At 69.7% G+C, this 25,772-nt stretch carries 23 protein-coding genes; 13 read left to right on the top strand and 10 right to left on the bottom strand.

The annotated features are described in order from the left end of the window. Nucleotides 1-168 precede the first annotated feature (168 nt). Nucleotides 169-1,059 carry a LysR family transcriptional regulator gene (locus ACFP3H_RS06585; RefSeq protein WP_378601011.1) on the bottom strand — a complete coding sequence of 297 codons (891 nt, stop codon included), beginning with the start codon at nt 1,057-1,059 and terminating at the stop codon, nt 169-171. Nucleotides 1,060-1,129: 70 nt separating this feature from the next. Here ACFP3H_RS06585 and dapA point away from each other — a divergent pair, with 70 nt between their 5' ends. Continuing rightward, complete coding sequence (gene dapA / locus ACFP3H_RS06580) at nt 1,130-2,008, top strand: 4-hydroxy-tetrahydrodipicolinate synthase (RefSeq protein ID WP_378601009.1); 879 nt, start codon at nt 1,130-1,132, stop codon at nt 2,006-2,008. Here the strand turns inward: dapA and ACFP3H_RS06575 are convergent. Beyond that, nucleotides 1,995-2,615, bottom strand: coding sequence for a VOC family protein (locus ACFP3H_RS06575; protein ID WP_378601006.1), 621 nt, complete (start codon nt 2,613-2,615; stop codon nt 1,995-1,997). The genes dapA and ACFP3H_RS06575 overlap by 14 nt on opposite strands. A 103-nt stretch (nt 2,616-2,718) precedes the next feature. On the opposite strand from ACFP3H_RS06575, the gene ACFP3H_RS06570 reads away from it, so the two are divergent. Further along, nucleotides 2,719-4,245, top strand: coding sequence for a DHA2 family efflux MFS transporter permease subunit (locus ACFP3H_RS06570; protein ID WP_378601005.1), 1,527 nt, complete (start codon nt 2,719-2,721; stop codon nt 4,243-4,245). Nucleotides 4,246-4,296: 51 nt separating this feature from the next. On the opposite strand, the gene ACFP3H_RS06565 is transcribed toward ACFP3H_RS06570, so the two are convergent. From ACFP3H_RS06565 to ACFP3H_RS06555, 3 genes are all read right to left on the bottom strand, one after another. Beyond that, nucleotides 4,297-6,249, bottom strand: coding sequence for a family 2A encapsulin nanocompartment cargo protein cysteine desulfurase (locus tag ACFP3H_RS06565; protein WP_378601003.1), 1,953 nt, complete (start codon nt 6,247-6,249; stop codon nt 4,297-4,299). After that, nucleotides 6,221-7,153 (bottom strand): family 2A encapsulin nanocompartment shell protein, encoded by a 933-nt coding sequence (locus tag ACFP3H_RS06560; protein ID WP_378601001.1) that lies wholly within the window; start codon nt 7,151-7,153, stop codon nt 6,221-6,223. Before ACFP3H_RS06560 ends, ACFP3H_RS06565 begins: the two co-directional genes overlap by 29 nt. A 121-nt stretch (nt 7,154-7,274) precedes the next feature. Next, entirely contained in the window at nt 7,275-7,706 is a 432-nt protein-coding gene (locus tag ACFP3H_RS06555; RefSeq protein ID WP_378600998.1) for a type II toxin-antitoxin system Rv0910 family toxin, read from the bottom strand. A 261-nt stretch (nt 7,707-7,967) separates the two neighbouring features. On the opposite strand from ACFP3H_RS06555, the gene ACFP3H_RS06550 reads away from it, so the two are divergent. From ACFP3H_RS06550 to ACFP3H_RS06525, 6 genes are all read left to right on the top strand, one after another. Continuing rightward, nucleotides 7,968-9,347 (top strand): sensor histidine kinase, encoded by a 1,380-nt coding sequence (locus tag ACFP3H_RS06550; RefSeq protein ID WP_378600995.1) that lies wholly within the window; start codon nt 7,968-7,970, stop codon nt 9,345-9,347. Next, complete coding sequence (locus ACFP3H_RS06545; RefSeq protein WP_378600992.1) at nt 9,325-9,738, top strand: roadblock/LC7 domain-containing protein; 414 nt, start codon at nt 9,325-9,327, stop codon at nt 9,736-9,738. The genes ACFP3H_RS06550 and ACFP3H_RS06545 overlap by 23 nt, the downstream gene beginning before the upstream one ends. After that, on the top strand, nt 9,735-10,085 hold the full coding sequence (locus tag ACFP3H_RS06540; RefSeq protein ID WP_378600989.1) for a DUF742 domain-containing protein: 351 nt from the start codon (nt 9,735-9,737) through the stop codon (nt 10,083-10,085). Before ACFP3H_RS06545 ends, ACFP3H_RS06540 begins: the two co-directional genes overlap by 4 nt. Then, nucleotides 10,060-10,662, top strand: coding sequence for a GTP-binding protein (locus tag ACFP3H_RS06535; protein ID WP_378600986.1), 603 nt, complete (start codon nt 10,060-10,062; stop codon nt 10,660-10,662). The genes ACFP3H_RS06540 and ACFP3H_RS06535 overlap by 26 nt, the downstream gene beginning before the upstream one ends. Further along, entirely contained in the window at nt 10,659-11,861 is a 1,203-nt protein-coding gene (locus tag ACFP3H_RS06530) for a cytochrome P450 family protein (RefSeq protein WP_378600983.1), read from the top strand. The genes ACFP3H_RS06535 and ACFP3H_RS06530 overlap by 4 nt, the downstream gene beginning before the upstream one ends. An 80-nt stretch (nt 11,862-11,941) precedes the next feature. Beyond that, nucleotides 11,942-12,337 (top strand): hypothetical protein, encoded by a 396-nt coding sequence (locus tag ACFP3H_RS06525; RefSeq protein WP_378600980.1) that lies wholly within the window; start codon nt 11,942-11,944, stop codon nt 12,335-12,337. Nucleotides 12,338-12,398: 61 nt separating this feature from the next. On the opposite strand, the gene ACFP3H_RS06520 is transcribed toward ACFP3H_RS06525, so the two are convergent. After that, on the bottom strand, nt 12,399-14,993 hold the full coding sequence (locus tag ACFP3H_RS06520) for an ATP-dependent Clp protease ATP-binding subunit (protein WP_378600977.1): 2,595 nt from the start codon (nt 14,991-14,993) through the stop codon (nt 12,399-12,401). Nucleotides 14,994-15,311: 318 nt separating this feature from the next. Between ACFP3H_RS06520 and ACFP3H_RS06515 the strand changes: the two genes are divergently transcribed. Next, complete coding sequence (locus ACFP3H_RS06515; RefSeq protein WP_378600973.1) at nt 15,312-17,378, top strand: AMP-binding protein; 2,067 nt, start codon at nt 15,312-15,314, stop codon at nt 17,376-17,378. Here ACFP3H_RS06515 and ACFP3H_RS06510 read toward each other — a convergent pair whose 3' ends face one another. Both ACFP3H_RS06510 and pruA read right to left on the bottom strand, forming a co-directional pair. Next, nucleotides 17,379-18,341, bottom strand: coding sequence for a proline dehydrogenase family protein (locus ACFP3H_RS06510; RefSeq protein WP_378600970.1), 963 nt, complete (start codon nt 18,339-18,341; stop codon nt 17,379-17,381). Then, nucleotides 18,341-19,987 (bottom strand): L-glutamate gamma-semialdehyde dehydrogenase, encoded by a 1,647-nt coding sequence (gene pruA / locus ACFP3H_RS06505; protein ID WP_378600967.1) that lies wholly within the window; start codon nt 19,985-19,987, stop codon nt 18,341-18,343. Before pruA ends, ACFP3H_RS06510 begins: the two co-directional genes overlap by 1 nt. Nucleotides 19,988-20,117: 130 nt before the next feature. On the opposite strand from pruA, the gene ACFP3H_RS06500 reads away from it, so the two are divergent. Beyond that, on the top strand, nt 20,118-21,761 hold the full coding sequence (locus ACFP3H_RS06500; RefSeq protein WP_378600964.1) for a PucR family transcriptional regulator: 1,644 nt from the start codon (nt 20,118-20,120) through the stop codon (nt 21,759-21,761). Between the two features lie 92 nt (nt 21,762-21,853). Then, on the top strand, nt 21,854-22,336 hold the full coding sequence (locus ACFP3H_RS06495; RefSeq protein ID WP_378601619.1) for a gluconokinase: 483 nt from the start codon (nt 21,854-21,856) through the stop codon (nt 22,334-22,336). On the opposite strand, the gene ACFP3H_RS06490 is transcribed toward ACFP3H_RS06495, so the two are convergent. Next, nucleotides 22,327-23,073, bottom strand: a complete 747-nt coding sequence (locus ACFP3H_RS06490; protein WP_378600961.1) for a M50 family metallopeptidase — start codon at nt 23,071-23,073, stop codon at nt 22,327-22,329. The genes ACFP3H_RS06495 and ACFP3H_RS06490 overlap by 10 nt on opposite strands. 91 nt (nt 23,074-23,164) lie before the next feature. On the opposite strand from ACFP3H_RS06490, the gene ACFP3H_RS06485 reads away from it, so the two are divergent. Continuing rightward, a complete protein-coding gene (locus ACFP3H_RS06485) occupies nt 23,165-24,163 on the top strand; it encodes an SMP-30/gluconolactonase/LRE family protein (protein WP_378600958.1) in 999 nt (332 codons plus the stop codon). Here the strand turns inward: ACFP3H_RS06485 and ACFP3H_RS06480 are convergent. Next, nucleotides 24,112-24,744, bottom strand: a complete 633-nt coding sequence (locus tag ACFP3H_RS06480) for a pyridoxamine 5'-phosphate oxidase family protein (protein WP_378600955.1) — start codon at nt 24,742-24,744, stop codon at nt 24,112-24,114. The two genes, ACFP3H_RS06485 and ACFP3H_RS06480, sit on opposite strands and share 52 nt — an antisense overlap. Nucleotides 24,745-24,885: 141 nt before the next feature. Here ACFP3H_RS06480 and ACFP3H_RS06475 point away from each other — a divergent pair, with 141 nt between their 5' ends. Beyond that, entirely contained in the window at nt 24,886-25,713 is an 828-nt protein-coding gene (locus tag ACFP3H_RS06475) for an NADPH-dependent oxidoreductase (protein ID WP_378600952.1), read from the top strand. Nucleotides 25,714-25,772 lie beyond the last annotated feature (59 nt).

Here is a 25,772-nt window from a genome sequence, read left to right as displayed (position 1 = left end):
CCACGCAGTGGCGGTCGCGGCCGGGTCGCCGGTCAGCGCTCGAAGCGCATGCGCCGCAGGCGCGAGTCTCGAGCGCTAACCGGCGACCCCCTCGGGGCCGCGACCTCGAGCGCGCCAGCGCTCCAAAAACACAGCCTGCGTACCCCCTGAACCCACCGAACCTGGGCCTCACTCACTCCCAGACCAGCAACCACCACCGTGCAGCGCCGAGCGAGCAGCCCGAATCGCCGGATGACCCCCCGTCCCATTCCGATAAGCGAGATGGGTATGCCGACGGATCGGCAAGGGAGTGAGCGTGACATGTTCGGGCGGCGCATAGAGGGCCAGCCCTGGAACGATAGCCGTCCCCGCCCCCGCCGCGACCAACGCCAACACAGTGTCGAAATCATCGGCATGATGCCGAATACGCGGCGTGAAACCCGCTGCCTGACAGGCACGAATCGTCACCGTGTGACACAACGTCCCCGGAGTGCCCGCGATCCAGGAGGATTGACGCTGCCTCCGCAACGAGTCCGCAGCGGGAACGGGCCCGCGAGTAGCCAGATAGACCGTCTCGGTATGGAGCGGCTCGGTCTGCAGCGAAGGGTCGGTATCGGCGGGAACCAGGTCGTAGTCGTGCGTGAGCGCGATGTCGAGGGTCCCCGCGCGCAGAGCATTCGGGATATCGGCCGGGTCGATCTCGCTCACGGTGAGTTCCAGGCGCGGATGCTCGGTACTCAGGGCCACCAGCGCGGGCGAGAGCAGGGTGCGGGCGGCGGTCGGAAAGGTGCCGATCCGCAAACTTCCAGCGAGTTCGTCACGGGTACAGGCTAATTCGGCGTCGGCGTGCTCCAATGCCGCCAGGATCGTCTCGGTGTGCCCGACCAGCAGCTCGGCCGCCGGGGTGAGGGCGACCCGGCGGCCCGTACGTTCGAGCAGCGCCACACCCGCCTCACGCTCGAGGGCGGTGAGCTGCTGCGACACCGCCGAGGGTGTGTAACTCAGCGCCTCGGCGACCGCGGCGATGGTGCCGCGATGGGCGAGTTCACGCAGCAGGCGAAGTTTGCGGACATCGAGCATCAGCTCAGCTTACGGAAGCCATCACGAACGTGAACTGGACCTGATGGTAACGGGCCCCGACGATGGAGTCATGACATCGCTGCACGGACTCTTCGTCCCCCTGATCACCCCCTTCACCGCCGACGGCGCGCTGGCCCAGGACGCACTGGAACGCCACGCCAACGCCGTCCTCGACGCGGGCGCGACCGGTCTGGTCGCCTTGGGCACCACCGCCGAACCCACCGCCCTCACCCCCGACGAGCGCGCCGAGGTCCTCGACATCTGCGTCGCGGTGAGCACCGAACGCGATGTGCCGCTGATCGTGTGCGCGGGCGGCAACGCGACGGCGGAGGCGGCGGCCGCCGTGGCCGGGGTGCCCTCGGCGACCAGGGCGGTGCTGTCGGTGGTGCCGTACTACGTGCGCCCCAGCGAGGACGGCGTCGTCGCGCACTTCACCGAACTCGCGGCGGCGAGCCCGGTGCCGCTGCTGGTCTACGACGTCCCCTACCGGACCGCCCGACCGCTCAGCGGCGCGACGCTCGTGCGCCTGGCGAACATCCCGAACATCGCCGGATTCAAGCACAGCGTCGGCGGCATCGACGCGGCCACCGTCGAACTCCTGGCCGAAGCCGGTTCGCGCACAACGGTATTGAGCGGCGACGACCGCTTCGCCTCGGCCCTGCTCGCCCTCGGCGGCCACGGCGGCATCCTCGCCGCCGCCAATGTCGCCCCCGCCGCCTACGCCGATCTCGTCGCCGCCTGGCTCGCCGGCGACCCGCACCGCGCCCGCGCCCTCGGCAACAGCCTCGACGCCCTCGGCGCCGCCCTGTTCGCCGAACCCAATCCCACGGTGGTCAAGGCCGTCCTGGCCGCGCGCGACGAGATTCCGAGCCCGGCGGTGCGACTGCCGCTGCTGCCCGCCTCGACCGCCGCGACCGAGGCGGCACTGGCCGCGTTCACACCAGCGTGAGCGAACCCGCCGGACCGTCCAGGACCGCGATCAACCCGGCGCTCACCCCGCGCGCCACCGGCACCTCGGCCCCGATCGCACCGAGCGCGGCGGTGACCGAGGTGGGGTCCGGGTGGACCGCCTCGAACGAGCGCAGCGTGACCCGGGGCAGCGTCGCGGCCGGGTGGGTCGTGTCGAGCCAGTCGATGAGATAGGGCACCACGGCGATTCCGGTGGTCGCGAACGGCGCGGTCAGCTTCCAGCGCAGGACCTGCCCCTCGACGGTCGTGCGCGACATCGGGCGCGGCGTCCCGGGATCGAATCCGGCCGCGCGCGCCGCCTCGACCGCGGCCTCGATCCCGTCGACCTGGGCCAACCAGGCCGCCAGGCGCGGTTCGGTCAGGGTGTCCAGGCCGAACGGGCGCGGGTGCACCGGTGTCGGGGCCTCGGTGTCGATGCCGATGATCTCGAGGTAGCTGCGCTCGTCGAGGCCGAGCAGGTAGTTGCGGGTGCCGACACCGTCGTGTCGGCCACCGGCGACCGGAGTCACGCCGAGTGCCTTCGCGACGGCGTCGACGGTGGCGTCGAGATCGGGCGCGGCGAGTACCAGGTGGTCCAGAGAAGTCATCCGGCGCACGGTATTCGGGCAAATCCGACCTGTCATCGGTCCGGATCATCACGAACAATAAATTTCGCTGGTCTTCGGGCGCGAAAGGTGCTTGGCTCAAGCGGTGACGAAACCTCCGGATAGCGGTGCTGCCGCTCCCGCGTCCGACAAACTGGACGCCGCCGTGCTCAAGATCGCGGGTGTGGTCGTACTCGGTGCGGTCATGTCGATTCTCGACATCACCGTGGTCACCGTGGCGATCCCGACCTTCATGGTCGACTTCGAGGCCTCGGTCGAGGTGGTCGCCTGGACGATGACCGGCTACACCCTGGCCCTGGCCTCGGTGATCCCGATGACCGGCTGGGCCGCGGACCGGTTCGGCACCAAACGCCTCTACATGGCCGCGCTGACCTTCTTCATCCTCGGGTCGGTGCTGTGCTCGATGGCGTGGAGCATCGAATCGCTGGTGGCCTTCCGCGTGCTGCAGGGCATCGGCGGCGGCATGCTGATGCCACTGGGCATGACGATCATGACCCACGCGGCGGGCCCGCAGCGGATCGGGCGCGTGATGGCGGTGCTGGGCGTGCCGATGCTGCTCGGCCCGATCTGCGGTCCGATCCTGGGCGGCTGGCTGATCGACGAGTTCAGTTGGCACTGGATCTTCCTGATCAACCTGCCGCTGGGGCTGCTGGCCCTGACGCTGGCGTTGATCGTGTTCCCCGCCGACAACCCCAAGCCCTCGGAGTCGTTCGACTTCGTCGGCATGCTGCTGGCCTCACCGGGTCTGGCGCTGTTCCTGTTCGGCGTCTCCTCCATCCCGGAGAAGGGCACGGTGATGGCGGCGCGCGTGCTGATCCCGGTGGTCATCGGCACGGTGCTGCTGGTGGCGTTCGTGTTCCACGCGCTGCGCACCGAACACCCGCTGATCGACCTGCGCCTGTTCCGCAACCCCTCACTGCGGTACTCGGTGATCACCATGTCGCTGTTCGCGACGGCGTTCTTCGGCGCGGGCTTCCTGCTGCCCAACTACCTCCAGCAGGTGCGAGGGGAGACAGCGTTCGACGCGGGCCTGCTGCTCGCACCGCAGGGCATCGGCGCCATGTTGACCATGCCGGTCGCGGGCTTCCTGGTCGACAAGATCGGGCCCGGCAAGATCGTGCTGTTCGGCGTCACGTTCATCACCATCGGCCTGACCGGCTTCACCCAATTGCACGCCGACACTTCGTATCTGCTCGTCGGTGGCGCGCTGTTCGTGATGGGCCTCGGCATGGGCTGCACCATGATGCCGGTGATGACCGCCGCCATCCAGACGCTGACCCACGGCCAGGTGGCGCGCGGTTCGACGCTGATGAATATCATCAACCAGACCGCTGCCTCGATCGGCACCGCGACCATGTCGGTAGTCCTTGCCGCCCAGCTCAACGACCACCCCGAGGCGCAGACCGCCATCGCGGCGAGCCATCGCCCCGACATCGCCGCGCAGCTTCCGCCCGGGGTACTCAGCGAGGGCCTGGAACTGGCCGCGCAGGCGTTCAGCCACACCTACTGGGTCGCGGTGGGACTCGCCGCGCTCACGCTGATCCCGGCGCTGTTCCTGCCGCGCACCAAACCGAAGGCACCGGTCGACACGGAAGCGTCGATGATCCACTGACCGATCGCGAAGCCCGGGTGGAACAGGGTGTTCCACCCGGGCTTTCGCGTGTCAGCGCCGTCCGGCGATCTCGTGCAGGACCCGCACCATCCGGTCGATCTCCTCGACGGTGTTGTAGAAGGCGAACGACGGGCGCACCGTCGCCTCCACGCCGAGCCTGCGCAGAATCGGCTGTGCGCAATGGTGTCCCGCGCGCACCGCGATCCCGCGCTCGTTCAACGCCTTGCCCACATCGACCGGGTCGCAGCCGTCGAGCACGAACGAGAGCACGCTCGCCTTCTCCGCCGCGGTGCCGATCAACCGGACACCCGGCACCTCGGCCACCAACGGTGTTGCGTAGGAGAGCAATTCGTGTTCGTAGCGGCCGATGATGTCCATGCCGATACGCTCGACGTACTCGATGGCCGCCGCCAACCCGACCGCGTCGGCGATATTGCCGGTGCCCGCCTCGAACCGGCCCGGCGGTGGCCCGAACACCGACCGTTCCAGGGTGACGTCGGCGATCATATTGCCGCCACCCTGCCACGGCGGCATGTCCTCGAGCACCGCCGCCTTGCCGTAGACGGCGCCGATTCCGGTGGGCCCGAACAGTTTGTGTCCGGAGAACACGAAGAAATCGGCGTCGAGATCGCGCACGTCGATCGGGGTGTGCGGCACCGACTGCGCCCCGTCGACGAGCACCGTGGCCCCGACCCGACGGGCCTGGGCGACGATCTCGCGCACCGGGGTGACGGTGCCCAACGCGTTGGACACCTGCGTCACCGACACCAGTTTCGTGCGATCGGTGAGCAACCGGGTGTACTCGTCGAGCAGCAACTGCCCCCGATCGTCGACCGGGATCACCTGGATCCGCGCGCCCGTCTCCGCGGCCAGCAACTGCCACGGCACGATGTTCGCGTGGTGCTCGAGGTGCGAGATCAGGATCTCGTCGCCCTCGCGCAGGTTCTGGCGACCCCAGGTCTGGGCGACCAGGTTGATGCCCTCGGTGGCCCCGCGCACGAACACGATCTCCTGCGCCGAACCGGCCCCGAGAAAACGCGCGACGGTCTCGCGCGCGTTCTCGTAGGCATCGGTGGAGCGGGCGGCCAATTCGTGCGCCGCCCGATGGATATTGGAGTTCTCGTGCTCGTAGAAATAGGCCAGGCGATCGATCACCGCGCGCGGTTTCTGCGTGGTGGCGGCATTGTCGAACCACACCAGCTGATGCCCGTTGACCCGCTCGGCCAGGATCGGGAAATCGGCGCGCACGGCATGCACGTCGAACGCCGGATGCGGGTCGGGCGCGATCGCGGCGCTCGGCGCACCGTCGAGGAAATAGAACGACGGCGCACCGGCCGCGGGTGCCGCGCCGGGAGAACGCGGCGGCGACAACACCTCCCGCAGCGAGGGCAGCCCGGCGAAGAACGGATCGACGTGCACCCCGGCCGGATCCACCGGCGCACTCGCCCCGAGACCGGGACTCGCTCCCCAGTCCGGCACCGTCGGCACCGGCGTGGGACCACCCGGCGGCACCGAACCACCCGATGCGGGAGGCGATGCGGTCGGTCGCGAGACCGAGGCACCGGCCGGGCTCGCGGTGCTCGGACCGGACGGCCGCGAGGACGTGGAGTCGACCGGACTCGCGAGGGCCGGAGCGACCGAGGCCCCGGCGGGATGTGCCGTGGTCGGCCCGGACGGGCGCGTGACGCCGGGACCCGCCGGATGCGCGGACGGGTCCGTGCTCGCCGGTGCCGACGGTCGCGAAACGGTGGAACCGGGCGGACTCACCGCAGCCGGTGCGATCGGATTCGTCGGCAGCGGCGCGCGGGTGAAGAACGGTCCCGCGTCCGGCGCCGAGGGCGAATCCGGTTGCAGCAGAGACACTCCGCCCGGCCCGCCCGGCACACCGGTGGGCAGCATCGCGAAGAACTCACCGGCCAGGCGGGTCAGCGTCGCCTCGTCGGGGAGTCCGGCCGCGCTCGGCTGCCCGCCCGGTTCAGCTCCGGTAGGTCGGGGCGTAGTCATGGAACTTGTCCACCTCGGCTCCGGACAGCACCGCCACCGCGTCGTCGGTCAGGATCGCCAGCGAGCAGTACAGCGACACCAGATACGAGGCGATCGCACTGCGATCGATTCCCATGAACTTCACCGACAGGCCGGGACCCTGCTCCCCGGCCAATCCCGGCTGGTACAGCCCGACCACGCCCTGGCGGGACTCGCCGGTGCGGATCAGCAGGAACGAGGTCTTGCCCTCGACCACCGGCACCTTGTCCGACGGAATGATCGGAATGCCACGCCAGGTGAGGAACTGGGAACCGAACAGGCTCACCGTCGGCGGCGGCACCCCGCGCCGGGTGCACTCTCGGCCGAAGGCCGCCACGCCCTGCGGGTGGGTGAGGAAGAAGCCGGGTTCCTTCCACACCTTGGTGATGAGATTGTCCAGATCGTCGGGCGTCGGCGGGCCACCGAGGGTGGTGATGCGCTGGCGCTCCACGGTATTGGCGATCAGCCCGTAGTCGGGGCTGTTGATCAGCTCGCCCTCCTGGTGCTCCTTGATCGCCTCGATGGTCAGCCGCAGCTGCTGCGCGGTCTGGTCGTAGGGGCTCGAGTACAGATCCGAGACCCGGGTGTGCACATCGAGAATCGTGTTCACGGCCTTGAGCCGATATTCGCGCGGGTCCTTCTCGTAATCGATGAAGGTTTCCGGCAGGGGGGACTCGTCGAAGTTGTCGCATTGGATATCGACGGTCTGTTCGTGCGTGACGCGATTGCGTCGATAGATTCCGGCCTCGACGGGCACCCAGTTCAACAGATGAACCAACCACCGCGGGGTGATCGACTCCATCTGGGGCACAGTCTTGGTCGCGTTGGCCAGGGTGCGGGCGGCGACATCGCCGAGTGCTACTGGCCCTGATACAGCGTTGGTCATCGAACCACCTCGAGATAGGCAAATCGACAGTTAACCGGCGAGGACAGCGTAACCCCCGCCGCTGACACTGTCGCGCCGGTATCCCGGTGCGCGAGCGCTGTTCACCCGGCGAAACGCGATCTCAACTGTAGAGGCGGACGAAGGTGTCGAGGGAGCGCTCGATATCGCCGCGCAGCGCCTTGGCCACGGTCGCGCCGATCGGCCCGAACAGCGGCACCCCGCCGAGGTCGATGTCGAGGTCGACGGTGGACCCGGTCCCCGCGGCCCGCACGCGCAGCGCGAGCCCGAACTTGGTGCCGCCGATGCCTTTTCCGGTCAGCGTGAGCTCGCGCGGGGGTACCGCGGTGCGCACGGTCCAGATGACCTTGTTGCGGAAGCCCTTCACGGTCGCGATGCCGGCGAGCACGGTGCCGGGGGTCAGCTGCTCGGGCACGGTGCCGCGCCACGCCTCGTGGATGGTCAACCAGTCGCCCAGGTGGGGCAGATCCGAGGCGTGGGCCCAGGCCGCGTCCGGGGTCAGGGGGACATCGACGGAAAGCTTCAATTTCGCCACGCCGGGATGGTATCCGGTACCCGCGGTTCCGACGCACGCGGTAGTGCGCGTTGTGATCTGAATAGATCAAGTGTCCAGGTTTTTTGGGAGGTATCACCGTACAATCACGAAGCGCCACACCGGGATCCGATACGAGATCATTCACGATGCTGCTAATGTGTGCGAGTCGCTGGAATCGGGTCATGTGGATCGGATATCCGAGAATCCCCCGGCGAGGCCACCGGCAATGTCGTCGCGTGGGCACGGACGACGAAAGATCTGATGAATTCAGGAATTGCGGTGTTGTTGCTCGTCATCGGCGGGCTGTCATTACTGCTCGCGATCGCGGTAGCCATGGTGGCGATGCGCAACGAGCGCATCCAACGCCAACGCGCCGAAGCCGCCCTGCGCACGCAACTCGCCTGCGAGAACGCGCTGCTCACACTCGCGCAGACCACACTGCCCGCGATCACCACCGCCGTGCGCAGGCACGAGGCGCCCGCGATTGCCGTGGATGTGCCCGCAGAGCTCGCGGACTCCCCGTTCGCGCAGGCGTTGCAGTGGATCGCCACCGGTCACGCCGAGGACATGCGCGTGGCCATCGACGACACCCGCGCGATGGTCGAGCGCTACGCCGAGCAACGCCGGATCAACGACATCACCGCGGCACAGGAACGCACCCGCGACGAGCTCGCCACCAGCTCGCGCACGGCCACCAGCGCGGCGGTGCGCTCGTTCGGCACCTCGGTGGTGAGCCTGGGCACCGACTTGGGTCAGGTCGTCAGTACCGCGCTGCGCGAGCACCGCGACGACGCGATCTACGAGACCCTCACCCGCATCGACCACACCGTGCAGCAGATGATCCGCCAGGCGCAGTCCTATGTGATCGTCTCCGGCGGTCTGCCCGGTCGCCGCTGGCCCCAGCAGTCGCTCACCGACGTCGTCGGCGGCGCCACCGGCCGCGTCCGCGAATTCCTGCGGGTGCGCTCGGGCCAGTCCGACCGGATCGTGATCAGTCGCGCGGTCGAACCGCTCGTGCACACGATGGCGACCCTGCTCGACAACGCGCTGCGCTATTCGCCGCCGTCCTCGTTCGTCGAGGTCGGGTTCCAGGAGGGCCATCACGGCGTCACCGTCATCATCGACGACGCGGGCATGCGGATGAGTCCCGAACAGCTCGAGGACGCGCGCCAGGTACTCACCGGCGAACGCCCGGTCGACATCCACGATCTCGGCCCCGCGCCCAAGGTGGGTTTCCCCGGCATCGCGGCACTGGCCCGGCGCTACGGATTCTCCGTGCACGTCGACGGCCCCAATATCTTCGGTGGCATGCGCGCGATGGTCTACGTGCCCTCGGTCCTGCTGGCCGACGCCACCGCCCCGCGCGTGGCCGAGCCCGAACTGGCCGCGCCCGCGCACATCCCGGTGCCGGTCGTCGAGATCGAGACGCGCGGCGCCGACGTCCACGAGATCACCGACGGCGGGCTGCCCAAACGCCGGCGCCGCCCGGTGGCCCCGGAGTCGGCGGGCGTCACGACCGAACCGGGGCAGGCACGCCCCGACCTCGCCGCTGCCTGGCGCAGCGGATCCCGCAGCGGGCGTGCCGCCGCGGCTGAGCTGAGCACGGAAGGAACAGCCGATGAGCACACCGGTAGCCGATAGCACGAACCGTCTGGCATGGTTGCTCGAGGGTTTGGAGATCCCCGGCGTCCGGTTCGCGGTCCTGCTCTCCGAGGACGGACTTCGCATCGCGCACTCGCGCGGGGTGGTCAAAGACGATGCCGAGCGGTTCGCCGCGGCGGCCTCGGGTCTGCGTTCACTCGGCAAGGCGCTCGGCGAATTCTGCGGCGGCGCGTCGAACACGGTGCGCCAGAACATGACCGAGTACGACGAGGGCATGATCATGATCACCGCCGCGGGCGCGGGCGCGCTGCTGGGCGTGTCCACCACCGTCGATGTCGACATCGCGCTGGTGGCGCACCGGATGAACGAACTCGCCTCCCGGGTCGGCCACGAAATCGGTAGTGCTCCGCGCCACGGCGGCCGAAATTGAGCCGGGGTAGACGCGATCCGGATCTGGTTCGCTCCTATGTGCGCACCGGTGGCCGCGTGCGCGCCGCCCGTGATCTGGACCTGGTGACCCTGGTCCGCGCCGCCGCCGACGCGCGGCCCGATCACCGGCCCGACGAACGTCGCCTGCTGGCCCTGACGAGCAGGCGCGGCACGTTGTCGATCGCCGAACTGTCGGCCTATCTCGACCTGCCCGCCTCGGTCGTGAAGATCATCGTCTCCGACCTGCTCGACAGCGGACACCTACACTGCCCCACCCCGGCCCAGGTGAAGCCGGAACTCGCACTGATCAAGGAGGTGCTGCATGGCCTCCGCGCCCTTGCGGGATGAGGTCGACTACGTCGCCGAAACCGTGACCCGATCGGTGAAGATCCTGGTGGCGGGCAACTTCGGCGTCGGAAAGACCACCTTCGTGTGCGGGGTGTCGGAGATCCGTCCGCTGCGCACCGAGGAGACGATCACCGAGGCCAGCATCGGCGTCGACGACATGGCCGGGCTCGGCACCAAGGTATCGACCACCGTCGCACTGGATTTCGGGCGCATCACGCTCAATCCCCAACTGGCGCTGTACCTTTTCGGTACCCCGGGCCAGGAACGGTTCGCCCCGCTGTGGGAGGAACTGGCCCGTGGCGCGCTCGGCGCGCTGGTGCTGGTCGACACCCGACGCATCGAGAAGGCCGACGACGTGCTCTCCGCGCTCGAACAGCGCGGCATTCCCTACGCGGTCGCGGTCAACGAGTTCGAGGGCTTCCGGCGCTACCCGCTCGAGGAAGTGCGCGAGGCACTCGACCTCGAGCCCGAGACCCCGGTGGTCGCGCTCGACGCCCGCTACCGTGACCAGGGGCTCCGCGCGTTGATCACCTTGGCGGAGTATCTGTTCCGCAGGCAGGAAGCAGCAATCTCGTGACGACAGATCTCGCCGCCGGACATCGGGTGGCGATGTGGGCACCGGAGTTCGCCGCCGATCCCCAGGCCGCCTACCGGCAGATGCGCAGCCGCTTCGGCTCGCTGGTGCCGGTGGAGTTGGCCCCGGGAATCCGAGCCACGCTGGTGATCGGCTACCACACCGCCGTGCGCATCCTCAACGATCCCGAGCACTTCCCGGCCGATCCGCGCGTGTGGCAGCGCGACATCCCGCTGGACTGCCCGGTGCTGCCGATGCTGCAGTTCCGGCCCGCCGCGCTGCGCACCACCGGCGCCGAACACACCCGCTACCGCCAGGCCAATGTCGCCGGGCTGGCCGGGGTCGACCTGTACGCCATGCACAGCACCGTCGAACAGTTCGCGATCCCGCTGATCAACAGTTTCTGCGAGGTCGGCTCGGCGGATCTGTTGAGCCAGTACGGGTTTCCGCTGGTGTTCCAGGCGCTGAACGCGATGCTCGGCTGCACCACCGAGATCGGCCAGCGGGTGGCCACCGGAATGGCGAAGATCTTCGAGGGCATCGACGCCGAGGCGGGCGAGAACATGCTCGTCACGGCACTGGGCGACCTGGTGGCGTTGCGCCAGCGCGAACCCGGTGACGACGTCGCCACCCGGTTGCTCCAGCACCGGGCGGCGCTGAGCGACGAGGAAATGGTGCACCAGCTGCTGGTGTGCTACGGCGCGGGCATCGAACCCATGGTGAACCTGGTGGTCAACACCCTGCGCCTGATGCTCACCGACGATCGTTTCGCGGGCGATGTGCTCGGCGGCAGCCTGTCCACCCGCGACGCGCTCGACGAGGTGCTGTTCACCGATCCGCCGCTGGCCAACTTCTGCGCGACCTACCCGCGTCAGCCGATCCTGATCGAGGACACCTGGATCCCGGCCAACGAGCCGGTCGTGATCAGCATGTCCGCGTGCAACAACGATCCCGCCATCGCCGGCCGCGACACGGTCGACAATCGGGCGCATCTGGCCTGGAGCGCGGGCCCGCACGGGTGCCCGGCCAAGCCGGTGGCCTACCTGATCGTGCAGGACGCGATCGACCAGCTGCTCGACGCGCTCCCGGAGCTGGAATTGGCCGTCCCGGTGGAGGAATTGGTGTGGCGGCCGGGTCCGTTCCACCGCTCGCTGGCGGCGCTGCCCGTCCGATTCCCGAAGATGCCGCCGCTGCCGATGTGATCGCCTTGTGTGTTCTCCCACGATCGGCCCCCCGGTCGGGTGAGGATGGGGAATATCCCCGCATCACAAGGACGTGAGCTATGAGTGACCGGAAATCCGCCGTTGCCCTCGCGGCGGTCGCGACAGCGATGCTGGCCGCGACCGCCCTCGGCGCCCCCACCGCCTCGGCCGGGGTGTCGCAATTGACCGTGAAACCCGATATCAGCGTCGGCTCGTCGACCAACTACGGCACCGGGTGCACCCATCAGCTGCTGGCCAGGCTCAGTGTCGGCATCGCGCCGGTCTCGTTCTACGACAACGGCGCCCTGTTGGCCGTGGTCGCCCCGCTCGACGGGCTGGCCATGATGAACTGGGTGCCCTCCTACGAGGGCGCCCACACCCTGACCGCCGTCCAGGAGGGCGTCGCCAACAGTGTGACCGTCTCGGTCGGGCGCGGATTCCTGTTCGGCTACGCCTGCGTGGTCACCGGCGGCTGAGGCCCGCGCGCCGCGGTGGCTCGGTTCGGGAGGAACCGGGCCACCGCGGGGTGTTCGACCACTACTTGGACGCGACCTTCTTGTCGTCGCCCTTCTTGCTCTCGGCCTTCTTCGCGGGCTTCTTGGCCGTCTTCTTCGGGGCGGGCGCCGAACCGTTGGTCTCGGCCTTGGGCGCCGCCGGATCGGCCGCGGTGACGACGAGATCGCCGTCGACGGTATCGACGGTGACCGTCCCGCCGGACTCGAGCCCGCCGTCGAGCAGCAGCCGCGAGATCCGGTTGTCGAGTTCCTTCTGCACCGTGCGCCGCAGCGGCCGCGCACCGAACTCGGGCTGGAAACCGCGCTCGCTCAACCAGTCCACCGCCGACTGACTGATGTCGAGTTCGACATCCTGGGCGGCGAGCATGCGCCGCGTGCGATCGAGGATGATCTCCACGATCTGCTCGAGCTGTTCCTTGTCGAGCCGGTGGAACACGATCTGCTCGTCGATGCGGTTGAGGAACTCGGGCCGGAAGTGTTGGCGCAGCAGCTCTTCGAGCTGCGGCACGATCGAGTCGAGATCACCGGGGGGTGCCTCGAGGATCAGGTTCGACCCGATATTGGAGGTCATGATCACGATCGTGTTCTTGAAATCGACGGTGCGGCCCTTGGAATCGGTGACCCGCCCGTCGTCGAGCAACTGCAGCAGCACATTGAACACATCCGGGTGCGCTTTCTCGACCTCGTCGAACAGGATCACCGAATAGGGTTGGCGGCGAACCTTGTCGGTGAGCTGGGCCGCGTCGTCGTAGCCGACGTATCCGGGCGGGGCGCCGACCAGGCGCGAGACCGTGTGCTTCTCCTGGAACTCGCTCATGTCGAACCGGATCAGCCGGTCCTCGTCGCCGAAGACCGCCTCGGCCAACGCCTTGGCCAGCTCGGTCTTGCCGACACCGGTCGGGCCGAGGAACAGGAACGAGCCGATCGGCCGGTTCGGGTCCTTGAGCCCAGCGCGGGCCCGGCGCACCGCCTCGGCGATGGCCACGATCGCCTCGTTCTGCCCGATCACCCGCTTGTGCAGGACGTCCTCGAGCTGGAGCAGGCGCTGCTTCTCCTCGGCGGTCAGGTCGGCCACCGGAATGCCGGTGCGCTTGGAGATCACCTCGGCGATGTCGACCACGTCGACGGTCGGTTCCGAGGCCGTGGCACCGGATTCCTCGAGTTCCTGTTCGGCGGCGGCGATATCGGCCTTGATCGCCTTGGCCTTCTCGTAGTCCTCGTTGTCGACCGCGGCGTCCTTCTCCCGGTACAGCCGCGCGATCGCCTCGTCCTTGGCCTTGACCTCGGGGTCGGGGGTGCCCGAGCGCAACCGCACGCGCGCGCCCGCCTGGTCGATCAGGTCGATGGCCTTGTCGGGCATGAACCGGTCGGTGATGTAGCGGTCCGAGAGCTGCGCGGCCGCGACCAGCGATTCGTCGGAGTAGCGCACCTGGTGGTGTTCCTCGTACACATCGGCCAGGCCGCGCAGGATCTCGATGGTGTCGGCCACCGAGGGCTCCGAGACCATCACCGGCTGGAAGCGACGTTCCAGGGCGGCGTCCTTCTCGATGTACTTGCGGTACTCGTCGATGGTGGTGGCGCCGACGACGTGCAGGTCACCGCGCGCGAGGGCGGGCTTGAGCAGGTTGCCCGCGTCCATCGAACCCTCGCCGCCACCGCCCGCGCCGACGATCGTGTGCAGTTCGTCGATGAACACGATCAGTTCGTCCTTGTGCGCGCGGACCTCGTCGAGGATCTTGGTCAACCGCTCCTCGAACTCGCCGCGATACTTGCTGCCCGCCACCAGCGACCCGACATCGAGCGCGATCACGCGTCGATCGGCGAGGGTGACCGGCACGTCCCCGTTGACGATGCGCTGGGCCAGCCCCTCCACGATCGCGGTCTTGCCGACGCCGGGGTCGCCGATGAGCACCGGGTTGTTCTTGCGCCGCCGCGACAGGATCTCGATGCTCTGCTCGATCTCCTCCGCGCGGCCGACGACCGGGTCGATCAGACCCTCGCGGGCCTCGGCGGTGAGATCGCGACCGTATTCCTCGAGCGTCGGCGTCTCGGATTCGGCCTGCTGACGCTTGGACGGCGCGGTCGCGTTCGGGGTGCCGGGCGCGGGCACCCCGCCGCTCTGGGTGGCCGCGATCCCGGCCACCAGCGCCTGGGCGGCGACGCTGTCGGGCAGCGAGGCGATGCCGAGCAGGATGTGTTCGGGTCCGATGTAGCTGCTGCCGGACTGGGCGGCCTGGCGCTGGGCCGCGCGCAGGGCGAGTTTGGTGGCGGGGCTCAGGGTGATGTCGGCGAGGTCGTCCTCACTCGCGGCGCCGGTGTCGAGGTAGTCCTCCATCTGCTCGGCGACCTGGTCGGGGTCCAGACTGAGCTCGGCCACGATGCTGCGGCCCGGTTCGGCCTCGGTCGCCGCGTAGAGCAGGTGTTCGGGTGTGATCTCCGGGTTGCCCCACTCCTGGGCGGCCTCGCGGGCGGTCCCGACCAGCAACTTCGCGTTGTCGGTCATCAGCCTGCCCAGATCGATGCGCTGTACCGGGGGCTTGGACGACATTCCGGAACCGAAGAACCGGGAGAAGATGTCGTCGAAGGGATCGGCTGAACTGCGCCAGCTCGCTGTCATGTCCACACCTCTTCGCTCGTTGCGCCGCGTGCGGCGACAATCCTCATGCAGATCGGGTTGGTACTGACAGCAATACTTCGGCAATACCCGGTGGTGTGCAAGCATTGGACACTTTCACATCGGCGATGTCGGCAGAAGTGGCCCACGGAACAAAGTCCGGCCGAAAAGACACCGAACCACCGGTTTTGTCGGATTCTTGATGGCAGGGCGCCGCGGCCGGGTAGCGTGGCGACCCGCGAGGTGGTATCGACCGCCGCGCCCATTTTTGCCCGCCGACCAATGGGGTCGAACAGGCCGACGGGAAGTAGAGCACGCAGATTGGTCACCGACGTCATCGATGTCAGCGCGGATTTCACGATCGCGCGTCAAGCCCTGTGGGATGTGCTGCTGGATCCACAGAGCTACCCCCGGATGTTCACCGGAATCGGCAGCTGTGAACCCGTCGAGCGCCCCGACGGCGCGGTCCACTGGCAGGTGCGGGTCGGATCGGCGAGCGCCGGGATCCGCACCCACGAATTCGTCCTCGTCATCGGCCGCTGGTACGAGAGCTTCGAATTGCGCAGCTCCGAGCTGGGCAGTTTCGCGGCGGTCCGGCTGCGCGGCGACCAGCAGCGCACCCGGCTCGACATCACCCTGTTCGCGGCCGCGCGCGTGCACCCGGTCCTGGAACAGGGCGCGAACTCGCTGGTCACCGACTGGGTGAAGGCCGGTCTGCGTCGCACCGCCGACGTGATCGCGGGCACCCACTCCTCGGTGGTCGTCAATGCCGAACGGTCGCGGGTGCGCCGCAACGCCGGGGTGGCCCGGCGCATCGCGGCCACCGGGCTGATGCGCCCCGACCCGGTGTCGATGATGAAACAGCTGCGGTCCCTGTCGAAGTGGGGCTTCAACCTGGCCGGTGGGTACGCCGCGGGCGCTGCGTATTCGCCGGATCGGCTCGCGGTGATCGACCCGCACGGGCAGCGCACCTTCGCCGAGGTCGACGCCCGATCCACCGCGTTGGCCGCGGCGATGTACGCCGAGGGGCTGCGCAAGGGCGACGCGATCGGGCTGCTGGCCCGCAACCACGCGGGCATGGTCGAGACCATGGTCGCCGCGGGCAAACTCGGGGTCGACGTGGCCCTGCTCAACGCGGGTCTGTCGGGGCGGCGGATCGAGGAGATCGTGCAGCGCCACCGGCTCAGCGCCGTGTTCGTCGACGGTGAGCTCGAGGCGCTGATCCGCTACCTGCACAGCGATGTGCCGCGCTACACGACCGACGACTGCCCGCCCGACGCCGAGCGCGTCACCATCGACGAGCTGATCGCGGGCGAGCACCAGGACTTCCCGGTCTCGGCGAACCCGGGCAGGCTGATCGTGCTCACCTCCGGCACCAGCGGGGCGCCCAAGGGCGCGCGCCGCCCGCACGCCAAGGGTTTCGGCACCATCGCCGCGCTGCTGTCGCGGATTCCGCTGCGCGTGGAAGAGGTCATGCTCATCCCCGCGCCGCTGTTCCACACCTGGGGTCTGGCCGGCTTGCAGCTGAGCACCGCCCTGCGCGCGACGGTGGTGCTCTCGGACGGTTTCGACGCGGTGCACTGCCTGCGCATGGTGCAGGAGCACCGGATCACCACCCTGATCGCGGTGCCGACGATGGTGGAGCGGTTGCTCGACGTGCCCGACGAGGTCCGCGACGCGTTCGACCTGTCGAGTCTGCGTTTCGTGGTCAGCTGTGGCGCGCCGCTGGCCGGGGCCACCGTGCTGCGGTTCCTGGACAGCTTCGGCGACGTGCTCTACAACGTCTACGGTTCCACCGAGGTGTCGTGGGCCAGCGTCGCCACCCCCGACGACCTGCACGTCTCACCGACGACCGCGGGCCGCCCGCCGCTGGGCACCAGGGTCGCGGTGCTGGGACCGGATCTGCGTCCGGTGCCGGTGGGGTCGACCGGGCACATCTTCGTCGCCAACCACATGCTCTTCGACGGCTACGTCAACTCCGCGCCGCCGGAGGAGGCCGACGGCATGCTCGACACCGGCGACCTCGGCTACCTCGACGCCGCGGGCCGACTGTTCGTGGCGGGCCGCGACGACGAGATGATCATCTCCGGTGGCGAGAACGTCTTCCCGCGACCGGTCGAGGAGGCGCTGGCGCATCTGCCGCAGATCTCCGAGGTGGCCGTGGTCGGCGTGCCCGACAAGGAGTTCGGGCAGCGCCTGGCCGCGTTCGTGGTGAAACGTGAAGGGGCGGGCCTGGATTCGGACATGGTGCGCACCTACATCCGCAACCGGCTGAGTCGTTTCTCGGTCCCGCGCGACGTCACCTTCCTGAACACGCTGCCGCGCGGGGAGACCGGCAAGATCCTCAAGCGGATGCTCGTGCACCCGGGTTCGGTGGTCAGCGAGTAGTCAGCCGCGGCCCGACACGAGCGCGCGCAGGAAGAACGCGAGGTTGGCGGGCCGTTCGGCGAGGCGACGCACGAAGTACCCGTACCACTGCTCGCCGTAGGGGACATAGACGCGAAGGTGGTTGTCCGCGTCGGCGATTCGCTGTTGTTCGTCGGCGCGGATGCCGTACAGCATCTGGTACTCGTACTCGTCGGTCTTGCGGCGCGCCGAGCGCACGCCCACCCCGGCCGCGGCGAGCACGGTCGGGTTGTGCGAGGCGATCATCGGGTAGCCCGCGCCCGCGGTGAGGATACCGAGGCAGCGCAGATACGACGCGTCGACCTCGGCCCTGTCGCGGTAGGCCACGGATTCGGGTTCGTCATAGGCGCCCTTGCACAACCGGACTCGCGATCCCGGTCCGGCGAACTCGCGGCAGTCCTGTTCGGTGCGGCGCAGGTAGGCCTGCAAGACCGTGCCCAACCACGGGTAGTCGACGCGCAGTTCCCGCACGATCGCCAGGGTCGAGTCGGTGGTGGTGTGGCCCTCGGCGTCGAGGGTGACCCACACGCCGGCGGCCTCGGCGGCGGCGCAGATCTGGCGCGCGTGGTCGAGGGCGATCGCGTGCCCGGTGTTCGGCAGGGTCTGGCCGAGCGCGGACAGTTTCACCGAAACCTCCAGCGGGCGCACGGCTCCCGCCGCCACCGCGGCCTGGGGGAGTCGGCCCAGCGCGGTGATGAGGGTGCGGTACTGCTCGACGGTCGCCACCGCGCCTGCCAGGTCGGTGGTGTCCTCGCCGAGATAGTCGACGCTGACGAAACGTCGTGTGCGCAACAGTGTCTCGCACGCGCGCACCGCCTGCTCGGTGGTCGTGCCCGCGACGAAGCGGGCCACCACCGACCGGCTCAGCGGCATCCGGGTGACGGTGCGCTCGAGCCGGGGTGAGCGGGCGGCGGCGAGCAGGGTCGAGCGCAGCAGGGCGGCCATCACCGCACCTCCGGTTCCTGGTGGGGATAGCGGTGCGCGGTGGGCGCGACGAAGGTCTCCTTGATCGTGCGCGCCGAGGTCCAGCGCAGCAGGTTCTGCGGGGAGCCCGCCTTGTCGTTGGTGCCCGACGCGCGGCCGCCGCCGAAGGGCTGCTGGCCCACGACCGCGCCGGAGGGTTTGTCGTTGATGTAGAAATTGCCCGCCGCGAAGGTGAGTCGGTCGGTGGCCTCGGCGATCGCCGCGCGATCCTGGGCGATGATCGAGCCGGTGAGCCCGTAGGGGCTGCCGTGGTCGACGAGGTTCATGGCCTCGGCGAAGGCGTTCGGGGCGGCGTCGTCGTAGACGTGCACGGCCAGGATCGGGCCGAAGTACTCGGTGCTGAACACCTCGTCGGTGGGATCGTCGCCGACGACGATGGTCGGGTCGACGAACCAGCCGACACTGTCGTCGCTGTGTCCGCCCGCCACCACGGTCAGTCCCGGGGTGGCCTTGGCCCGCTCGAGCGCGGCGGTGTTGCGGGCGAACGCGCGCCGATCGATCAGCGCCCCACCGAAATTCGTGAGGTCGGCGACATCGCCGTAGCGCAGGTTCGAGGTCCGCTCGATCAGATCCTCTGACATGGCGGCCCACACCGAGCGCGGGATGAACGCGCGCGAGGCGGCCGAACACTTCTGGCCCTGATAGTCGAACGCGCCGCGCACCAGCGCGGTGGTCAGGACCGCCGGATCGGCCGAGGGGTGGGCCAGCACGAAGTCCTTGCCGCCGGTCTCGCCGACCAGGCGCGGGTAGGTGCGGTACCCGTCGAGCCGCTGGGCGACCTCACGCCACAGGTGCTGGAACGTCGTGGTCGAGCCGGTGAAGTGCACCCCGGCCAGGCGCGGATCCGACAGCACCACATCGGAGATCACCGGTCCGGGCCCGTTGACCAGGTTGATCACCCCGGGCGGCAGTCCGGCGGCCTCGAGCAGCCGCATCGTCAGATACGCCGCCACCGCCTGGGTCCTGGCCGGCTTCCACACCACCGTGTTGCCCATGAGCGCCGGCGCGGTGGGCAGGTTGCCCGCGATGGCGGTGAAGTTGAACGGGGTCACCGCGTAGACGAACCCCTCGAGCGAGCGGTACTCCAGCCGATTCCACACCCCCGGCGACGAGATCGGTTGCTGGGCCAGGATTTCGCGTGCGAAGGACACATTGAAGCGCCAGAAGTCGACGAGTTCGCACGGTGCGTCGATCTCGGCCTGGTAGGCGGACTTGGACTGCCCGAGCATCGTCGCGGCGGCGATCCGCTCGCGCCACGGCCCGGCGAGCAGGTCCGCGGCGCGCAGGAAGATCGCGGCCCGATCGTCGAACGGCATCGCCCGCCAGTCCGGGGCGGCGGCGGTCGCGGCCTCGACCGCCGCGGCGGCCTCACCGGCGGTGGCGTCGCGCAGGGTGCCCAGCGTCGCGGCGTGGCGGTGCGGCGGGACCACGGTGTACACCGAGCCCTCGCCGGGCACGTGCCGCCCGCCGATGACGTGGGTGATCTCGGTGGGCTCGGCGGACAGCTCGGCGAGCGCGGTCTGTAGTCGGGCGCGTTCCGGGGTCCCCGGGGCGAAGGTGCCGACCGGCTCGTTGACCGGCGGGGGAGTGTTCGCGATGGCGTCCATGGGGGCGGCTCCTGCGTCGTGGCGAGTAGCGGGATGTGCGCTAGTCAACACCTCCCGGACCCGGGCATAATCAGCTGATCGGATGAAGAACCGCCCGGTTCGTTGTCCGATCGGCCAACGGAGGTGTTCGATGTCGGAGCGGGCCACCACGCTCGGCGAGCTGCTCGCCGCGCTCGACCACACCGTCGCCACGCTCGTCGACGCACCGGCGGGCCAGGACGTGGTGTTGCGCTCGGTCGCGCTCGCCGAGCCCGCCGACCTGCCCGAACACCTCGAGACCGTGGGCGCGCTGCCCGAGGTCTACCTGCTCGTCGGCATGGACGCCGCGGCCACGGTGGCCTGGTTGGCCGGGGTCGGTCGCCGCCGGCTCGCGGATCGGCCGCGGGTGCTGATGACCAAGAGCGCCAACGACTCACCCGAGGTCCGCGCCGCCGCGCACGAGGCGGGCCTGGCGCTGGTGCACGTGCACCGCCACGCCCGCTGGGACCAGGTGTTCGCCCTGGTGCGCCGCATGCTGGCCCGCTCACCGGGTCAGCGCGCCGCCGCCGACGACCACGACCTGCTCGCCCCCGACACCGACCTGTTCGGGCTGGCCCAGGTGGTCGCCAGGGAGACCGGCGGGATGGTCTCGATCGAGGACGCGCACTCGCGGGTGCTGGCCTACTCCGCCTCCGACGGCTCCGCCGACCAACTCCGCATCCGGTCCATCCTCGGCCGCGAGGGCCCCGGCGACTACCTGCGCATCCTGAGCGAATGGGGCGTCTTCGACCGGGTGCGGCGCAGCGACGAGGTGGTCGAGGTTCCCGAACATCCCGAACTCGATATCCGTCGCCGGCTGGTGGTCGGGATCCGGCGCGGTACCGACGCCAGGGCCAGGATCCTGGGCACCATCTGGTTGCAGGAGGGTGACCGGCCGTGGGCGCCCGATGCCGCGCGGGTGTTGCGCGGCGCCTCGGCGGTGGCCGCGCGGATCATCGCGCGCCGACTCGACGCGCCCTCCACCGAGGCGGTGCTGGTGCGCCGGTTGTTCGGCGCGCACGGCGACGGGGTCGACGTGCCGTCGGTGGCCGCCGCGCTGAACCTGCCCGAGGCGGGCCCGGCCGCGGTGATCGGCTTCGCCCCGATCGGGCCGGCCACCGACCTCGCCGCCTCGCGCGCGCTGATCCGCTTGCACGCCAGCGCCTTTCGCGAGGACTCGGTGACCGAGCTGCTCGGCGACCGGGTGTATGTGCTGCTGCCGACCTATCACTCCGAACGCGGCGTGGGCTCGTGGGTGCGCGAGCTGGTGGCCCAGTTGGAACAGTCGCGCGCCCTGATCGTGCGCGCCGCGGTGGCCGCTCCCGTCGCCGGACTCACCGCCGTCGCCGCCGCCCGCGTCGAGGTGGATCGGGTGCTCGACAGCCCCGCCGCCGCCTCCGGCAGTCGCGTCGCCACGCTGGCCGAGGCGCGCACCGCGGTCCTGCTCGCCGAGATCATCGCGCTGATCCGCACCCGCCCCGAACTGCGCGACCCCCGCCTGCGCGCCCTCGACGACTACGACCGCGAACACGGCGCCGACCTGCGCGCCTCGCTGCGGACCTACCTGCGCGCGCACGGCGAGGTCAGCGCGGCCGCCGCGGTGCTGCGCGTGCACCCCAACACCCTGCGCTACCGCCTGCGCCGCGCCGAAACGGTCCTCGGCGTCGACCTCGCCGACCCGGCCGACCGCCTGCTGCTCGACATCCAACTGGCCGCGGCGGGGCCGGACCGACCCGCCGACCGGGCGGTGCCCTGAGCGCGGCCCCGACGCCACTACCCTCGACCAGGACGAACACCAACAGCTCCATCGACGAGGAGGTCGCCGTGGTCGAACCGGTCATCGTGGTGATGGGGGTGTCGGGGTGCGGGAAGACGACGGTCGGGGCGATGGCCGCCGACCGCCTCGAGGTGCCCTACGCCGAGGGCGACGATTTCCACCCGATGGCCAATATCGAGAAGATGGCCTCGGGCATTCCGCTCACCGACGAGGACCGCTGGCCGTGGCTCGAGATCGTCGCGGACTGGCTGGGCGAGCATCAGGAAACCGGCGGGGTGGCCACCTGTTCGGCGTTGCGCCGCGTCTACCGCGACCACCTGCGGGCCAAGGCGCCCGAGACCTACTTCGTCTACCTGGCCGCCACCCGCGAGGAACTATTGCGCCGGATGACCGGTCGCCTGGGGCACTTCATGCCGACGGTGCTGCTCGATTCCCAACTCGACATCCTCGATCCGCTCGCACCCGACGAGGCGGGCGTGGTCCTCAACGCCCTGCAGCCGCCCGGCAAGCTCGTCTCCGAGGCGGTCGACGCCTGGATCACCGATCACCGGTGAAGCAGCGGGTGTAGTTCCTCGACCGGTGCGAGCATCAGCAGCGCGCCGACGACCAGGGCCGTCAGGCACACCGCGGCGAAGAACAGCACCCACAGCAGTGCGGGCAGGTGCGTCAACCGGGCCAGCTGGTCGGCGTCGGAGTCGGTGCGCCCGGGTTGCCTGCGGCGGCTGCGCTGCAATTCGAACACCGGGCGCACGGCCGCGGCCAGCAGGAACCACGCCGCCAGATACGCGAACGCGGCTTGGAGCAGATCGCTGCCGAACCACGACACCCCGAACACCAGCGCACCCAGCACCGCCACGGTGAGCAGCCCGTACATATTGCGCACCTTGATCAGCACCGCCGCCAACATCACCAGCGTCGCCCACAGCATCACCGTCACCCGCCCGGTCCCGAGCAGCGCCGCGTAGCCGAGCCCGAGCAGCGCGGGCGCCGGATATCCGGCCGCGGCGGTGAGGATCATGCCAAGACCACTGGGTTTGCCGCTGGACACGGTCAGGCCCGAGGTGTCGGTGTGCAGGGTGATCGCGTGCAGCCTGCGCCCTGTGAGCAGCGCCACCAGCGCGTGTCCGCCCTCGTGCGCCACGGTCACCGCGGCGCGGGTGAGCCGCCACAGCGGGCGGTAACCGACCAGGACCAGTGCCACCGCCGCCGTGGCGAGCACGAGCCACCAGGCGGGCGCGGGCTGGGGTGCGAGGAGGCGGTCGAGCAGCGTGCTGGCGGATCCGGTGTTCACCGTCGCACTCTATCCGGGCGCGGGGGTGCCCGGCGGCGGTGTCACACATCCCTTGCGACACTGTCACTTACGGTCGCGCGACGTGGTAGCAATGAGCATGCCGATGCGCCCCCACCGCTGGACTCCGCCGCGACCCACCGCCCGCGCGCGACAGACCCACAGCGATCCACCGCTGCCGCCCCCGCGCCTGTTGCCGCTGCCCGGCAACGGCCCGGAGGACGTGGTGGTGCTCGCCGACGGTCGCCTGGCCACCGGCACCGACGACGGCGCGATCCTGCACGTGGACCCCGCCAGCGGCACGGTCGAGCAGATCGCGCACGTCGAGGGCCGCCCGCTCGGGCTGCACGCCGAGACCGACGGCGGCCTGCTGATCTGCGTCGCCGGTCGCGGTGTGCTGCGGCTGTCCGAGCCCGGCGGTGAACTCGAGGTCGTCGTCGGTGAACTCGACGGCGCGCCGTTGCTGTTCCCCAGCAACGTGATTCGCGACTCCGACGGCACGATCTACTTCACCGTCTCCTCGCGTCGCTGGCCGTTCGAGGAGTGGATGACCGACATTCTCGAACACTCCGGCAGCGGCGCGCTGATCCGCCGCACCACGGACGGGCAGGTGGACGTGCTCGTCGACGGCCTCCAATTCGCCAACGGCGTGGTCCTCGCGCCCGATCGCTCCTGCCTGCTCGTCGCCGAGACCGGCGCCTACCGCATCACCCGCTACTGGCTGACCGGCCCGCACGCGGGCACCAGCGACCACCTCGTGGAGAACCTGCCCGGCTCACCCGACAACATGTTGCTCGGCAGCGACGGCCTGGCGTGGGTCGGCCTCGTGGCGCCACGAAACCCCCTGCTGGACACGCTGTTCCCACTGCCCGGCATCCTCCGTCGCGTGGTCGACGCCCTCCCGGACGTCCTCACCCCGGCCCCCGCCCGCACCACCTGGGTGCTCGCGCTGGCCTTCGACGGCACCCTGGTGCACGACCTGCAACGCGCGGACTCCGACTTCGGCCTGGTCACCGCCGTGGCCGAACACCAGGGCACCCTCTACCTCGGCAGCCTGTCCGATCCCGCGATCGCGGTGACCTCGATTCCCTGATCGGCGCGCACGACCGTCGAGGGCAGCGGGTGATCCGGCTCGAGCGCGGGCAGTCCGTCGATGCTGGTGGCGTTGTCCCCGGCGATGCGGCGCGCGAAATCGGCGTCGGTGCGCCGGGTATGGGCCTCGTCGAGGATGGGTCGTTCCTCGACGAGGTCGAGCTTGGGCACCGACCACCCGCACGAGTCGGCGATCCGCTCCACCGAGATCACCACCGCCGCCCGCAATCCCGTGTGTCCGGAGCCGAAATGGGCGCGCAGGGCGTCGAATTCGGGGGAGTCGGGGCGCACGACGCGGCCGGTGCCGAACAGTCGCAGGATCCGCGCGGTGCGGCCGAACGAACAGAACATGACGGTGATGCGGCCGTTGTCGCGCAGGTGCGCGATCGTCTCCGAGCCGCTGCCGAACAGGTCGAGGTAGGCGACGGTGTGGTCGTCGAGCACCGCGAAGGTGTCGCGATAACCCTTGGGGGACACATTGACCCGGCCACCGACGGAGGGGGCGGTACCGAGGAAGAACATCGGCTGTTCGGCGATGAACGCCCGCAGTTTGTCGTCGATCCGCTCGAAAACCTTGCCCATGACGCACTCCCTCGTCCCACCCGACGGTGGGCTCCCACCCCTACGGTATCGACCGGGGTGCGGCCTCGGCCAGCCCGGCTCTTCGGTTCACGCTGAGGGTTATCGCAGACTTCGGCCGCGTCGTATCCGACGATGACTGTCATGACCCAGACCGCTCCAAGCCCCGCCCATCTCGTGCAGCAGCGCTACGCCGACCCCACCACCGATGCCCCCGAACAGTGGAATCCGGTGCTCGAGGTCCTGCACACGCACAAGTCGGTGCGCCGCTACCTGCCGACCGAGGTGTCCCCGGAGACGATCCGGCTGCTGGTCTCGGCCGCGCAGTCCGCGCCCACCTCGTCGAACCTGCAGGTGTGGAGCGTGATCGAGGTCCGTGATCCGGCTCGGCGCGCGCGACTGGCGAAGATCGCGGGCGGGCAGGTCCATATCGAGCAGGCGCCGGTGCTGCTGGTGTTCACCGCCGATTTCGCCCGGTTGCGCCAACTCGCCGACGACCACGGCGCGCCCCTGGACGGCGCCGACTACCTCGAGTCCAGCTATGTCGGTTTCGTCGACGCCGCGCTCGCCGCGCAGAACGCCGTGGTCGCGGCCGAATCCCTGGGCCTGGGCACCGTCTACATCGGCGCCCTGCGCAACGACCCCGAAGCCGTTGCGGCCGAACTGAATCTGCCCGACCAGGTCTTCGCGACCTTCGGCCTGGTCGTGGGCCACCCCGACCCCGCCGAGGGCACCCGGGTCAAGCCGCGCCTGCCCCAGACCGCGGTCCTGCACCAGGAGAGCTACGACCTGGCGGTCCAGCGCGAGCCGGTCGCCGAGTACGAGCAGCGGATCGGCGAGATCTACACCGACCAGGGGCTGCCGTTCTCCTGGACCGAACGCACCCTGGCCCGCCTCGGCACCAAGGCTTCGCTCAACGGTCGCCACCGTCTGAGGGAGTCCTTGGCCGCCAGGGGTTTCCGCCTGCACTGAGACACGTCATCGTCGGCTCGCGCCCGGCTGCTGACCGCGCCGGTGGTCGTGCAGTCGAG

The organism is Nocardia lasii (genome assembly GCF_042658545.1).
GTDB classification, from domain to species: Bacteria; Actinomycetota; Actinomycetes; order Mycobacteriales; family Mycobacteriaceae; genus Nocardia; species Nocardia lasii.
This window is presented reverse-complemented; position numbering and strand designations above follow the sequence as displayed.

Bases quoted from the DNA above. Each gene is read 5' to 3' on its own strand.
- ACFP3H_RS06585 (WP_378601011.1), bottom strand. From the start codon at position 1,059: ATGCTCGATGTCCGCAAACTTCGCCTGCTGCGTGAACTCGCCCATCGC.
- dapA (WP_378601009.1), top strand. From the start codon at position 1,130: ATGACATCGCTGCACGGACTCTTCGTCCCCCTGATCACCCCCTTCACC.
- ACFP3H_RS06575 (WP_378601006.1), bottom strand. From the start codon at position 2,615: ATGACTTCTCTGGACCACCTGGTACTCGCCGCGCCCGATCTCGACGCC.
- ACFP3H_RS06565 (WP_378601003.1), bottom strand. From the start codon at position 6,249: ATGACTACGCCCCGACCTACCGGAGCTGAACCGGGCGGGCAGCCGAGC.
- ACFP3H_RS06560 (WP_378601001.1), bottom strand. From the start codon at position 7,153: ATGACCAACGCTGTATCAGGGCCAGTAGCACTCGGCGATGTCGCCGCC.
- ACFP3H_RS06550 (WP_378600995.1), top strand. From the start codon at position 7,968: ATGAATTCAGGAATTGCGGTGTTGTTGCTCGTCATCGGCGGGCTGTCA.
- ACFP3H_RS06545 (WP_378600992.1), top strand. From the start codon at position 9,325: ATGAGCACACCGGTAGCCGATAGCACGAACCGTCTGGCATGGTTGCTC.
- ACFP3H_RS06535 (WP_378600986.1), top strand. From the start codon at position 10,060: ATGGCCTCCGCGCCCTTGCGGGATGAGGTCGACTACGTCGCCGAAACC.
- ACFP3H_RS06525 (WP_378600980.1), top strand. From the start codon at position 11,942: ATGAGTGACCGGAAATCCGCCGTTGCCCTCGCGGCGGTCGCGACAGCG.
- ACFP3H_RS06520 (WP_378600977.1), bottom strand. From the start codon at position 14,993: ATGACAGCGAGCTGGCGCAGTTCAGCCGATCCCTTCGACGACATCTTC.
- ACFP3H_RS06510 (WP_378600970.1), bottom strand. From the start codon at position 18,341: ATGGCCGCCCTGCTGCGCTCGACCCTGCTCGCCGCCGCCCGCTCACCC.
- pruA (WP_378600967.1), bottom strand. From the start codon at position 19,987: ATGGACGCCATCGCGAACACTCCCCCGCCGGTCAACGAGCCGGTCGGC.
- ACFP3H_RS06500 (WP_378600964.1), top strand. From the start codon at position 20,118: ATGTCGGAGCGGGCCACCACGCTCGGCGAGCTGCTCGCCGCGCTCGAC.
- ACFP3H_RS06495 (WP_378601619.1), top strand. From the start codon at position 21,854: ATGGGGGTGTCGGGGTGCGGGAAGACGACGGTCGGGGCGATGGCCGCC.
- ACFP3H_RS06485 (WP_378600958.1), top strand. From the start codon at position 23,165: ATGAGCATGCCGATGCGCCCCCACCGCTGGACTCCGCCGCGACCCACC.
- ACFP3H_RS06480 (WP_378600955.1), bottom strand. From the start codon at position 24,744: ATGGGCAAGGTTTTCGAGCGGATCGACGACAAACTGCGGGCGTTCATC.
- ACFP3H_RS06475 (WP_378600952.1), top strand. From the start codon at position 24,886: ATGACCCAGACCGCTCCAAGCCCCGCCCATCTCGTGCAGCAGCGCTAC.